Source organism: Pedobacter sp. ASV28 (assembly GCF_016428855.1).
Lineage (GTDB): Bacteria > Bacteroidota > Bacteroidia > Sphingobacteriales > Sphingobacteriaceae > Pedobacter.
Genome location: NZ_JAELTN010000097.1, coordinates 1 through 13,356 on the forward strand (window position 1 = coordinate 1; position 13,356 = coordinate 13,356).

The following is a 13,356-nucleotide window of genomic DNA, read 5'->3' on the forward strand; positions in this document are numbered from 1 at the left end:
CCCCCCCCCCCCCCCCCCCCCCCCCCCCCCCCCCCCCCCCCCCCCCCCCCCCCCCCCCCCCCCCCCCCCCCCCCCCCCCCCCCCCCCCCCCCCCCCCCCCCCTTTTTCACGCAGAAGACGGCATACGCGATGGTAACGCAGGTCTCGTGGGCTCGGAGATGTGTATAAGAGACAGGAATAACCCTTTTTTGTTTTTGCAACCTTTTAAGTCTCTCAGAAAAGAACGCCACCTATTGGAAGATAATAAAAAACCCCAAAACTAATTGTTTTGGGGTTAATTTATGTGTTACTCTACACTACCTTCTTCTTTTTTCTTTTTCTTTCCGCTACTTTTAGAGCTTACCACAATTTGTTCTTTAGCTTTATCGTAATCGACCTCCAGCGTGTCTCCTTCGTTTACCACACCTTTCAGAATCTCTTCGGCAATCGGATCTTCCAGGTATTTTTGAATGGCACGTTTCAACGGACGGGCACCAAAACTAATATCAAAACCTTTTTCAGCTATAAACTCTTTTGCCACATCAGTCAACTTAATCTGATAGCCAAGTGTATTCACCCTGCCAAATAAAGCTTTCAGTTCAATATCGATGATTTTGAAAATCTCTTCTTTACCTAACGTATTAAATACTACTACATCGTCAATTCTATTTAAGAATTCAGGTGCAAAAGCACGCTTTAAAGCATTTTCAATTACACCGCGGCTATGTTCTTCATTTTGGTTTACTTTAGCTGAAGTAGAAAATCCTACACCTGCACCAAAGTCTTTCAACTGGCGGGCACCGATGTTAGAGGTCATAATAATGATTGTATTTCTGAAGTCTACTTTTCTACCCAAACTATCGGTTAATTGACCTTCATCTAATACCTGCAATAAAATATTAAATACATCTGGATGGGCTTTTTCGATCTCGTCTAAAAGCACTACCGCATAAGGTTTGCGACGAACTTTCTCTGTCAACTGCCCTCCTTCTTCATATCCCACATATCCCGGAGGCGCTCCTACTAATCTAGATACCGCAAATTTTTCCATATACTCACTCATATCTATCTGTATAAGTGAGTCATCACTATCGAACATAAAACGGGCCAATTCTTTAGCCAATTCGGTTTTCCCTACTCCCGTAGGTCCCAAAAATATAAATGAACCAATTGGCTTTTTAGGATCTTTCAAACCTGCCCTTGTACGCTGTATAGCCTTGGTCAATTTTTTTATGGCATCATCTTGACCAATAATCTTAGTTGCAATGGTGTCGTACATATTCAAAAGCTTATTGCTATCTGTCTGTCCAACCCTCTGCAATGGTATACCTGTCATCATCGAAACCACTTCAGCAACATTATCTTCTGTTACTTCATAACGTTTCGTTTTGGTTTCAGCCTCCCACTCTGCCTTGGCCTTATCCAATTCTTCTAACAGATTTTTTTCGGTATCGCGTAATTTTGCCGCTTCTTCATATTTTTGGCTCTTCACTACACGATTTTTTTCCAATTTAATATCTTCTATCTTGCTTTCAATAGCAATGATATTATCAGGCACATGGATATTTGTTAGATGTACCCTTGAACCAGCCTCATCTAAAGCATCAATAGCCTTATCTGGTAAAAACCTATCTGTAATATATCTAGAAGTTAACGATACACAAGCATTGATTGCTTCTTCTGTATACGTTACGCCATGATGTTCTTCGTATTTCTCTTTAATACGATTTAAAATCTCTACTGTTTCGTCAGGAGTAGCAGGTTCGATCATTACCTTTTGGAAGCGACGGTCCAATGCACCATCCTTTTCAATAAACTGACGGTATTCGTCCAAAGTTGTAGCACCAATACATTGTATCTCTCCCCTGGCTAATGCCGGTTTGAACATATTTGAAGCATCTAGAGAACCAGAAGCACCTCCGGCACCTACAATAGTATGGATCTCATCAATAAATAAGATTACATCTGTAGATTTTTCCAATTCGTTCATTACGGCCTTCATGCGTTCTTCAAACTGGCCACGGTATTTGGTACCAGCTACTAATGAAGCCAAGTCTAAAGTGACCACACGCTTGCCAAACAATACCCTAGAAACCTTTCGTTGTACAATACGCAATGCCAAACCTTCGGCAATGGCACTTTTACCTACGCCTGGTTCACCAATCAAGATCGGATTGTTTTTCTTTCTACGTGATAGTATCTGCGAAACACGTTCTATTTCTTTTTCACGACCTACAATAGGATCCAAACGACCTTCTTCTGCGGCACGTGTCAAATCTCTTCCAAAATTATCAAGTACCGGAGTTTTGGATTTAATATCAGAAACTTTCTTAGGGGCTGTAAAGCTTTCTTCTTCCTGATAGTCATCATCGCCTCCAGCTGTGCCACCTCCTTGAGCTTCATCCCTAAATCCGTTCTTGTTCACTTCAACCTCTTGTTTAAAAATCTCATAGGTAATTCCATACTGCAACAAAATCTGCGATGCGATATTATCGTCATCCCTTAAGATAGAGAGCAACAAATGTTCTGTACCAATTAGATCACTTTTAAATATTTTAGCTTCTAAATAAGTAATTTTTAAAACCTTTTCGGCCTGTTTAGTCAATGGGATATTCCCTAGATTGACCGTTACGCTCGATGTGCCTCGAACGGCCTCTTCAATAGAACGACGAAGCTTTAAGGTATCGACCCCCAAAGATTTCAAAATCTTTATTGCCATACCATCGCCTTCGCGAATAAGGCCTAACAATAAATGCTCAGCGCCTATATAATCATGACCTAACCTCAGGGCTTCTTCCCTGCTGAAAGAGATCACGTCTTTAACCTGTGGTGAAAATTTAGCTTCCATAATCTGTATGTTATCGAGACGACACTAAACTATAAATTTGTTTTATAAATACGGCGCCCTGATTTTTATATTTTATCAACAATTACGCCATATTGGTGGATTAAAGCTACTTAATGATAAAAATAACTGACACATGCCCCTTTCATTTATGATTAAAAGCACTTCAAATGCTCCACTTCAATGAGATTTTTACAAAAAAACGCATGAAATACATCTAATTGTCGGCAAAGTGTAAGCTTTTAAAGCATCCATAATTCCTGACAAAATGAACGACTTCTCATTCATTTATTGAATTTTTGGCAGTCAACGAAATAGATATCAGGCCAAAAAAGTGATTCTATTTGCGCAAGTTCCACCGCAAGTTGTCCCTATTAGTACTCGTTCGTCCATTCATTTCAGGTTTTCATTCTATCAAGGTAGCTCTTCTCTTAGTTTAAATAATTCCAAATCATAGAATCTGCCAACTCACTAAACGTATTTGAGACCATTCTCTTATGCAAGCCACCTACCCAAATATACCTTTAAAATTAAACTCCCTGTATCATATATTATTATTATACAAAAGTTCCTTCTCGTTATTTTATACAGATAAAATTCCATCACAAAATCTGGCATCCAAACTACATTATGCTTCTAATTACCACAAACAATGAGCTTAAAACTTCATTCTTTGAATACGTACTGCATTTAAAATGGCCAAAAAAGCTACTCCAACATCTGCAAAAACAGCTTCCCACATGGTAGCCAAACCTCCAGCGCCCAAAATGAGCACAAGTACTTTTACCCCAAAAGCCAATCCTATATTTTGATAGACTATCCTCTTTGTAATCTTTCCAATTTTAATGGCTGTTGCTATTCTACTCGGCATATCATTCTGTATAACCACATCTGCCGTTTCGATGGCTATATCACTCCCAAGCGTACCCATTGCCATACCCAAATCACTAAGTGCTAAAACAGGCGCATCATTAATGCCGTCTCCAACAAATGCAACAACGGCCGATGTATCGTCTCTTAGTTCTTCCAATTTTTCCACCTTGTGCTCTGGTAGCAGATCTCCATAGGCAAAATCAATCCCCAGTTCTGCTGCTACTTTATGTGTAATTGATGTTTTATCTCCACTTAGCATTACGACTTTGGCAACCCCATTAGCATGTAAATCTGTTACTGCGTCCTTTGCATCTTGCTTAATTTGATCTGCAATTAAGACATAACCTACATAGGCTCCATCAATAGCTACCATAACAATCGTTTCAACTTCTAAGTCAATTTCATTGGGGTACTTAATTCCTAATTTTTCAAATAATTTCGCATTCCCTACCACTACCTCTGTATAGTCGAGCTTTGCGGTTAAGCCATGGCCTGAAATTTCTTTTACCTCGTTTAATGACAATAAGGGTTTGTTCCCATAATAGCTGACTATAGCTTTGGCTATTGGGTGAGTAGAATGACTTTCTATTGTAGCTAAAATAGCCAAAAATCTATCCTCTGGCAATAAAGTTTCTATCTTCTTTACTTCAAAAATACCACGGGTTAAAGTACCTGTCTTATCCATCACAACTGTATTCACCTTTGTAATAGCATCAAGATAGTTAGCGCCTTTGAATAATATTCCATTTTTAGATGCAGCTCCTATTCCTCCAAAATATCCTAATGGTATTGAAATCACTAAAGCGCATGGACAGGAAATTACCAGAAAAACCAAAGAACGATATAGCCAAGTTCTAAACTCATAATCTGCTACAAAGAAATAAGGCAAAAATACTAAAGCTACTGCCAAGAAAAAGACAAGAGGAGTGTATACCTTTGCAAACTTGCGAATGAACAGTTCTGTCTTGGCCTTTTTTGATGTGGCGTTCTGCACCATTTCCAAAATTCTAGACAATGCACTATCTTCAAAACGTTTGCCCACTTTAACGTTTACTACCCCTTCCAAATTCAACATACCGGCCAATACAATTTCTCCTTTACGAATATTCTTTGGTCTGCTTTCTCCAGTAAGTGCCGCAGTATTGAAACTTGAGCTTTCACTAAGCAACTCCCCATCCAAAGGTGCTTTTTCGCCAACTTTAAGCTGAATTACTTCCCCTATTTCAACAGTATCAGGCCCTACGGTTTTATAATTTCCATTTCTTAGTACATTAACAGAACTTGGTCTGACATCCAACAATGATTTAATATTATTTTTAGCCTTGGCTACCGCAGCCCCTTGAAATAATTCACCGATGGTATAAAATAACATTACCGCAACCGCTTCAGGATATTCGCCCAAAGCCAAAGCCCCAATAGTTGCCAACACCATCAATAAAAACTCTGTAAAAATATCGCCTTTTAATATGGTAGCAAAAGCCTCTTTTACTACAGGAAGCGCTACAGGAAGATAAGCAATCAGGTACCAAACCAACCTCAACTCATTCTTAAAGAATTCTAAAGCCAATTGGTCAAATACTATACCCAATACCAACAGCAACAAGCTCGCTATAGCTGGAAAATACGTTTTTATCTTATTATGATCACCATGATCGTGATCATGACCATCTCCATGATGTGGGTGAGCGTGATCACGACCACAACAATGGTCTTCTTTTATATGGGATTGAGGGGTTGTCATTTTTCTTGTTTAGAATTATTCAAAATTAAATAAATGAGTATTAATAATCCCCATTATCAAATCTATTTTTGAAACAGCACAATAAAAAATGTTAAATTATGTTAAATAGACAAGTAACTAATTTATCATGAGATCTTTCAGATTATCGATTTTAGGGAATGAGCTATTAAGAAAACTTGGGCTGACCAAATTATATTATTGGTTTAACAAGTAAAATTTCTATTAAGAATCCCAATTACAAATACATTTTCTTAATTTTCATTTCTAATTTATATAAAAATGAAAATTAATCAATTAAAGAATTATTTTGGCGCATTAGGGATACTTGCCGCCAGTTTTTCTGTTAATGCACAACAATTACCCAAAAAGTATATAGATCCTGCCAATATGGATCTTAATGTAAAACCTGGTGATGATTTTTATGAGTATGCCAGTGGAACCTGGGTGAAGAACAACCCTGTACCCGCCAAAGAAACCCGTTGGGGTTCTTTTAATGAATTGCGTGATTTTAATGTAAATGCGGTAAAAAGCCTAGTAGAAGCAGCAGCCGCAAATAAAACGGCACCTGCTGGTTCTGTGACCAAACGCGTAGGCGATTTTTACGCTGCTGCAATGGACAGCCTGACCATAGAAAAGCTAGGTTACACTCCTATCAAAGCAGATTTGGAAAAAATTAAGCAGATTAATAATCTACAAGGTGTTTTAGATAAAATTACTTACATGCGCACCAATGGACTGGGAGGTGGACTATATGGTTTTGGTGTAGGGCAGGACAGAAAAAATGTAACTAAATACATGGTGAACATTTCACAGGGTGGTACTACCCTAGGCGATAGAGACTATTATTTAAAAGAGGATAGCCGAAGTGTAAAAATAAGGGAAGCCTATGATACCTACATGACTACGCTATTCCATTTAATTGGCTATAGCGAAGCTGTAGCCAAGCAAAAAGCCAAAACGGTGTTCGACATAGAGAAGTCTTTAGCAGAAGCACAGATGAGCCGTTTAGAAATGCGTGACCCTTATAAAACCTATAATAAGCTCACTGTTTCGGAATTCAACAAAATTACGCCCAATATTAATTGGACTTCTACCCTATCTAAATTAAAAGTAGCTGGACAAGATACCGTTTTGGTTAATTCTCCTGCATTTTTTAAATCACTGAACAGTTTATTAAGCACTGTTTCTGTAGCTGACTGGAAAACATATTTAGAATGGAATGTAATAAAAGGAGCTGCCAATAACCTGAGTTCTCCATTTGTGAAAGCAAGCTTTGCATTTACCCAAGCCCAAACAGGTCAAAAAATCCAGACCCCTCGCTGGCAACGCATGTCGTCATTAACCGATGCGGTTTTAGGTGACCTGTTAGGCCAACTATACGTTGCCAAATATTTTAAACCAGAAGCAAAAGCTAGAATGGATGAAATGATTGTCAACTTACGTAAGGCATTTGAAATCAGGATCAAAAACCTTGAATGGATGAGTGACGAAACCAAGCAAAAAGCTTTGGCCAAATTAAACGCTTTCAGACCAAAAGTAGGTTATACTACTAAATGGAGAAATTATGATGGCTTAGTCATCAATAGAGCTACTTATTTCCAAAATCTGCGAAATGCAGCTGCTTGGTCTTATAACGAAAACATCAGCCAGTTGGGCAAACCAATAGACAGAGAGCGTTTTGGCATGACCCCTCCTACTGTTAATGCTTATTACAGTCCAACCTTAAATGAAATCGTTTTCCCAGCCGGAATTTTACAATTCCCATTTTTCGACCCTAAAGCGGATGATGCCATTAATTATGGCGGCATTGGCGCAGTAATTGGTCATGAGATGAGCCATGGCTTTGACGATACCGGTAGTCAATATGACAAAGATGGTAATTTAAAAAACTGGTGGACCGATGCTGATAGAGCAAAATTCACTGCAAAAACCAAAGAGTTGGAAAAACAATTCAATGCCTATACCGTAGTAGATACCATCCATGTAAATGGAAAATTAACCATGGGAGAAAATATTGGTGATCTAGGCGGGTTAAACGCGGCGTATACCGCCTTTAAGATGACCAAACAAGGACAGAGCAACGATAAAATTGATGGTTTCACACCTGATCAACGTTTCTTCCTTTCATGGGCACAAGTATGGAGGGGAAATATTTTACCAGAAACTGCTGCCCAACTGATCAAAACGGATACACATTCACCTGGCCCATACAGAACAATAGGCGCCCCTGTAAATATGGATGCTTGGTATGAGGCTTTTGATGTTAAACCTGGTGATAAACTATATAAAAAACCAGAAGACAGGATTAGAATTTGGTAAAAGAAATTGCCAGTTAATCTACTTAGCCACAGTTAAATCTAAAAATTTAACTGTGGCTATTTTCATATATGGCTAAATATATTTTGCTTGCACCCTTTTAGCTAGCTTACTTAATACCAGTTCCCTAGAGCGCTGCACCCTTTGTTTTAATTCATTACCATTCAAAACAGCTAAATCATCTACAAAAACCCATTGTTTTCTGGCAAAATGTGGGGCCTGTTTTATACCATCCCTAGCGGCTAGCTCTTCAAATTCATCAACTGTGCATTTGATACAAAAACCATGGGTTTCCAGATCTACAATAACGAAGATTTTTTCTTCTATCATAAAACACAAATGCTCCCATTTCATCCCTTCTGTCGTACCTGGCAAGGAAAGACAATATTCCCTAAAACTTTCAATATCCATCATCAATCAGCTTTGAAATATAAAGATATAAAGTTATTTAAGCACCTCATATTTATCTCTTATTTTTGAGCTATGAATATCCTTATCAAAACAGCAGATGGCTCAAACACCTTATTCAATGACCAAATTGGCGAACATTATCATTCTGCCCATGGAGCCCTACAAGAGAGCAGACATGTATTTATCGAAGCAGGCCTAAAGCACAGTTTGATTACCAATCAGGATAAAGAAGAGTTAAATGTATTGGAAATTGGTTTTGGTACGGGATTAAATTTCCTACTCAGCTTTGCCCATTGCCATGAAATTAAAACACGGCTCAACTATAAAGCAATTGAGGCTTTCCCCCTCAGCAGTGAGATTTTGGAAAGCACTGCGTATAGTGAGTACGTAAGCCCATATATTTGGCAAAGTTTTATCAATGGTTATGAAAAAGCCATACATGCTACACAGCAGCTTTCCGAATACTGCTGCCTCGAAATTTTTCATGGCACATTCCAACAGTTTAATACCGATCAAAAATTTGATGTATTATACTATGACGCCTTCTCTGTAAGGCATCAGCCAGAGTTATGGACCAATGAGATCATTGCACACGCTTGTAACTTTTTAAATAAAGGTGGAATATTTGTGACCTATGCAATAACCGGAAATTTGAAAAGAGCCATAAAAAGTTGTGGTTTTGAAATTGAAAAACTTCAGGGCGCACCAGGAAAGAGAGAAATGTTAAGAGCAAAAAAAATAGTTTAACTTTTAAAACATAAATTATAGTTCTAGGTTATACTATTTTTAGTAAATTATTCCAGTCAAAGTAAATCATATGCAAGAAAGACAGTTGCCCTTTATAGTCAGGTTAGCATTTACCCTACTCTCTATTATTATATTGGGCTATTTGGCGATTATAGGAAAGAGTTTGCTCTCTCCATTATTGTTCTCGCTACTATTGGCATTTTTAATGTTGCCAATGGCCAACTTCTTTGAACAAAAGTTTAGGCTTAAAAGAAGTTTATCCACCATATTTACGGTATTGTTAATGCTAGGTTTCATTTATGGAGTAGGTTATTTCTTTGCAGGTCAATTAAGTGAACTTTGGTCAGACTGGCCATTATTGGTTAAACAGGTTACAAATTCCTTTCATGAGATACAACATTGGATCTCCAAGACCTTCCATGTAAATGTAAGCAAGCAAGAGACTTATTTAGCTGATAGTGCCGAGAAAGCCCTGTCTACTAGTGCTGCCGTTATAGGAACTACATTGATTACCTTATCTTCCAGCTTACTATTTATAGCTTTCACCTTATTGTTTACTTTTTTTATTCTAAATTATAGAAGATTACTTTATAGATTCCTAACAACGGTCTTTGCCGAAGACCATAGAACAAAAGTCAGTGAAACTGTGAATGAAATCCAGCGGATCATTAAAAAATATATTACCGGCCTATTTATACAAATGGTGATCGTAAGTACTTTAATGGTGCTCACACTTTCAATACTAGGGGTTAAATATGCCATTCTACTAGGCCTTGTTGCTGGCATTTTTAACATCATCCCTTATTTAGGCATTTCAACCGCACTAATTATCAGTGTCCTAATCACCTTTGCAACTGCAGGTGCCACCAAAGCACTATTTGTACTTTTTGCTTTTATTGGGGTACACACCATTGACGGGAATATCTTAATGCCATTAATTGTAGGATCCAAAGTAAAAATAAATGCATTAATGGCTTTTATTGGCATTATCATAGGTGAAATGCTATGGGGCATTTCTGGCATGTTTTTATGTATGCCTTATCTAGCTATGTTAAAGATCATCTTCCAAAAAGTTGATGGATTAAATGCATGGGCCATTTTACTGGGGGAAGAGCAGAAAGAAATTGCCGAAAAAAAGAAGTTTTTTAAGCTCAGAAAAAAATTAAAAATAGAAGAACCAGAATAAAATGGATGACGATAAACCCAGCAAATCTCCACATATACTTAGCACCTCAGCCAACCTATTAGGTTTTTGCTTCATTGTGCTTACCTCGGTAAGAATTACAAAACTTAATGAGTCCAGTTTTATTGATGAAGGAGCCGCTTTAGCAATTATTTCTTTTATGAGCAGCTGCCTGCTTTCTTTTCTAGCCATGAGAAGCAAAAATGATAGGCGAGCTGATAAATTGGAAAATCTAGCCGATATTTTTTTCCTTTGTGGTTTAATTGTGTTATTCTTGACCACCATGCTTATTACATTTAATATTATTTAGCTATGCCTGCAAATATCCCTCCTACACATGCTTCGACGCCAGATAACGCCTTTCTAAGATTATTGACCGTATTGGATACCTTACGTACCCAATGCCCATGGGATAAAAAACAGACTATGGAAACCCTTAGGCACTTAACCATTGAAGAAACCTATGAATTATCTGACGCTATTTTGGAAGGAGATATGCAAGAGGTGAAAAAAGAACTCGGGGATATGATGATGCATTTGGTGTTTTACGCACGTATTGGCGATGAAAACAATCATTTTAACATTACCGATGTCTTAAATGGGGTATGCGATAAACTTATACATAGGCATCCGCATATTTATGGCGATACCGAAGTGAATGGTGAAGAGGATGTAAAAAAGAATTGGGAAAAACTCAAGCTGAAAGAAGGAAATAAGTCTGTTTTAGGAGGCGTTCCCTCCTCTCTACCTGCATTAGTTAAAGCAAGTAGGATACAGGAAAAAGCTCGTGGCGTTGGCTTTGACTGGGAGGAGAAACAACAAGTTTGGGAAAAGGTGGAAGAAGAGCTACAAGAATTCAAAAATGAATTCAATATTGTAGAACAACAAGAAATCGACTTGGAAAAAGCAGAAGGTGAATTTGGCGACCTCTTATTCTCACTTGTTAACTATGCCCGTTTCATTAACATTAACCCTGAAAATGCATTAGAAAAAACAAACAAAAAATTCATTAAACGTTTTCAGTACTTAGAAGAGAAAGCAAAGAATAGCGGCAAGGCTCTACAGGACATGACCTTAGCCGAAATGGATATGTATTGGAATGAGGCTAAGAAACTCTAGCCTTTTAAAAAGAATAAATATGGAAAAGCCCAAAAGTATGGATGAATACATTGCCAATTTTCCTGTTGAAAGCCAAGTTATACTACAAGAAATTAGGGAAGTTATTAAAAGTATTGTTCCGCAAGCTAAAGAAACCATCAGCTATGCCATACCTACCTTTAAGCTAAATGGCAATCTGGTTCACTTTGCCGCTTATAAAAACCATATTGGCTTTTATCCAGGAGCTGCCGGCATTGATGCTTTTAGAAATGAAATATCTTCTTATAAATCATCTAGGGGAGCGATACAATTCCCTATTCATCAGCCTATGCCCATTGCCCTTATTAAAAAAATGGTCGAATTCAGGGTAAATCAAAATTTGGAAAAGAAAAAAGGTTAGATTACGAAATATGGGCAATTCAAAACCTATATTATCCAAAACCTTTTACCTTTCATCCCTCAACCTTTTTACTTACCTTTGCACCTTATTTTTTAGTAACATGATTTCAGTATCGAACCTATCATTACGTTATGGGAAACGTACACTTTTTGAAGACGTCAACCTCAAATTCACACATGGAAACTGTTATGGTGTGATTGGAGCAAATGGCGCAGGCAAATCTACATTTCTCAAGATTTTATCTGGAGATGTAGCCCAAACCAGTGGCTCCGTTGCTTTTACACCTGGCGAAAGAATGGCTGTTCTTAAACAGAACCACTATGAATTCGACGAGTTTACAGTAATAGAAACCGTAATGATGGGACACCAGCAATTGTACAACATCATGAAGGAAAAAGATGCCATTTACCTAAAAGAAGACTTTTCAGAAAAGGATGGTGAACGTGCCGGCGAATTGGAAAATCTTTTTGCAGAGATGGATGGTTGGAATATGGAGAGCAATGCAGCTACCATGCTAAGCAATCTAGGCATTAAGGAAGAAGCTCATTATAAACTTTTAAAGGAATTGGATGGTAACCAAAAGGTACGTGTATTATTGGCACAGGCGCTATTTGGCAATCCTGACATTCTATTACTCGATGAGCCAACAAATGATCTTGATATAGATACGATTGCCTGGTTAGAAAATTTTCTGGCCGACTACCAAAATATAGTATTGGTCGTTTCCCACGATAGGCACTTTTTAGATGCAGTATGTACGCATATCGTAGATATTGACTTCAGCAAAATGAGCATTTATACCGGAAATTATACATTCTGGTACGAAAGTAGTCAGTTGGCATTGAAGCAACGTACAGATCAGAACAAAAAATTAGAAGACAAGGTAAAGGAATTGCAGGAGTTTATCCGCAGATTTAGTGCAAATGCATCGAAGTCTAAGCAGGCCACTTCACGTAAAAAAGCCTTGGACAAGATCGATATTACCGAGATCAAGGCGTCCAGCAGAAAGTACCCAGCCATTATGTTCAACAATGGCGCTCGCGAAGCTGGTGATCAAATTTTACAGGTAGAAAAACTATCGAAGACCGCCAACGGGGAAATGATGTTTAAAGACATTACTTTTATGGTAAACAAGGGTGATAAAATTGCCGTACTTTCTCAAAACAGTCTAGCAACTTCCGCATTTTACGATGTACTTACCGGTAATGATAAAGATTATAAAGGCGAATTTAAATTTGGCGTTACGATAAGTATAGCCGATATTCCCAATGACAATTCCACCTATTTTGAAGGAAAAGATGAAAACTTGGTAGATTGGTTACGTGAGTATTCAGGTACTGATGCCGACGAACAATTTGTGCGTAGCTTTTTGGGCCGTATGCTATTTTCGGGAGAGGAAGTACTCAAAAATGTAAAAGTGCTTTCTGGAGGTGAAAAAATGCGCTGTATGTTTTCTAGAATGATGTTACAACAAGCTAATCTACTTCTATTTGATGAACCTACCAATCACTTAGACCTGGAATCAATTACTGCCCTGAACAATGGAATGAAAGACTTTAAAGGTGCCATTCCTGTCTCTTATACACATCTCCGAGCCCACGAGACCTGCGTTACCATCTCGTATGCCGTCTTCTGGTTGAAAAGTGGGGGGGGGGGGGGGGGGGGGGGGGGGGGGGGGGGGGGGGGGGGGGGGGGGGGGGGGGGGGGGGGGGGGGGGGGGGGGGGGGGGGGGGGGGGGGGGGGGGGGGGGGGGGGGGGGGGGG

At 38.6% G+C, this 13,356-nt stretch carries 10 protein-coding genes; 7 read left to right on the forward strand and 3 right to left on the reverse strand.

Features of this window, described 5'->3' with window-relative positions; genetic code table 11:
- Nucleotides 1-286: 286 nt before the first annotated feature.
- A complete protein-coding gene (locus tag JHD79_RS21500) occupies nt 287-2,827 on the reverse strand; it encodes an ATP-dependent Clp protease ATP-binding subunit (RefSeq protein WP_199121419.1) in 2,541 nt (846 codons plus the stop codon).
- A 655-nt stretch (nt 2,828-3,482) separates the two neighbouring features.
- Nucleotides 3,483-5,438, reverse strand: a complete 1,956-nt coding sequence (locus JHD79_RS21505) for a heavy metal translocating P-type ATPase (RefSeq protein ID WP_199121420.1) — start codon at nt 5,436-5,438, stop codon at nt 3,483-3,485.
- Nucleotides 5,439-5,717: 279 nt separating this feature from the next.
- Here JHD79_RS21505 and JHD79_RS21510 point away from each other — a divergent pair, with 279 nt between their 5' ends.
- Nucleotides 5,718-7,757, forward strand: a complete 2,040-nt coding sequence (locus JHD79_RS21510) for a M13 family metallopeptidase (protein WP_199121421.1) — start codon at nt 5,718-5,720, stop codon at nt 7,755-7,757.
- A 72-nt stretch (nt 7,758-7,829) separates the two neighbouring features.
- Here the strand turns inward: JHD79_RS21510 and JHD79_RS21515 are convergent, their stop codons facing one another.
- A complete protein-coding gene (locus JHD79_RS21515; RefSeq protein ID WP_199121422.1) occupies nt 7,830-8,168 on the reverse strand; it encodes an MmcQ/YjbR family DNA-binding protein in 339 nt (112 codons plus the stop codon).
- 69 nt (nt 8,169-8,237) lie between these two features.
- Here JHD79_RS21515 and mnmD point away from each other — a divergent pair, with 69 nt between their 5' ends.
- The 6 genes from mnmD to JHD79_RS21545 form a co-directional block, all read left to right on the forward strand.
- Nucleotides 8,238-8,912, forward strand: coding sequence for a tRNA (5-methylaminomethyl-2-thiouridine)(34)-methyltransferase MnmD (gene mnmD, locus JHD79_RS21520; protein ID WP_199121423.1), 675 nt, complete (start codon nt 8,238-8,240; stop codon nt 8,910-8,912).
- A 70-nt stretch (nt 8,913-8,982) separates the two neighbouring features.
- A complete protein-coding gene (locus JHD79_RS21525) occupies nt 8,983-10,098 on the forward strand; it encodes an AI-2E family transporter (protein ID WP_199121424.1) in 1,116 nt (371 codons plus the stop codon).
- Nucleotide 10,099: 1 nt separating this feature from the next.
- Nucleotides 10,100-10,405, forward strand: a complete 306-nt coding sequence (locus JHD79_RS21530) for a hypothetical protein (protein ID WP_199121425.1) — start codon at nt 10,100-10,102, stop codon at nt 10,403-10,405.
- 2 nt (nt 10,406-10,407) lie between these two features.
- Nucleotides 10,408-11,214, forward strand: a complete 807-nt coding sequence (mazG, locus tag JHD79_RS21535) for a nucleoside triphosphate pyrophosphohydrolase (protein ID WP_199121426.1) — start codon at nt 10,408-10,410, stop codon at nt 11,212-11,214.
- 19 nt (nt 11,215-11,233) lie between these two features.
- The gene (locus JHD79_RS21540) at nt 11,234-11,593 is read left to right on the forward strand and encodes an iron chaperone (protein ID WP_199121427.1); all 360 of its coding nucleotides are present in this window, start codon (nt 11,234-11,236) and stop codon (nt 11,591-11,593) included.
- Between the two features lie 100 nt (nt 11,594-11,693).
- Nucleotides 11,694-13,356, forward strand: a 1,663-nt coding sequence (locus tag JHD79_RS21545; RefSeq protein WP_233164824.1) for an ABC-F family ATP-binding cassette domain-containing protein, incomplete at its 3' end; no start/stop codon positions are given.

Coding starts and splice junctions, on each gene's coding strand:
- JHD79_RS21500 (WP_199121419.1), bottom strand. CDS start 2,827: ATGGAAGCTAAATTTTCACCACAGGTTAAAGACGTGATCTCTTTCAGC.
- JHD79_RS21505 (WP_199121420.1), bottom strand. CDS start 5,438: ATGACAACCCCTCAATCCCATATAAAAGAAGACCATTGTTGTGGTCGT.
- JHD79_RS21510 (WP_199121421.1), top strand. CDS start 5,718: ATGAAAATTAATCAATTAAAGAATTATTTTGGCGCATTAGGGATACTT.
- JHD79_RS21515 (WP_199121422.1), bottom strand. CDS start 8,168: ATGATGGATATTGAAAGTTTTAGGGAATATTGTCTTTCCTTGCCAGGT.
- mnmD (WP_199121423.1), top strand. CDS start 8,238: ATGAATATCCTTATCAAAACAGCAGATGGCTCAAACACCTTATTCAAT.
- JHD79_RS21525 (WP_199121424.1), top strand. CDS start 8,983: ATGCAAGAAAGACAGTTGCCCTTTATAGTCAGGTTAGCATTTACCCTA.
- JHD79_RS21530 (WP_199121425.1), top strand. CDS start 10,100: ATGGATGACGATAAACCCAGCAAATCTCCACATATACTTAGCACCTCA.
- mazG (WP_199121426.1), top strand. CDS start 10,408: ATGCCTGCAAATATCCCTCCTACACATGCTTCGACGCCAGATAACGCC.
- JHD79_RS21540 (WP_199121427.1), top strand. CDS start 11,234: ATGGAAAAGCCCAAAAGTATGGATGAATACATTGCCAATTTTCCTGTT.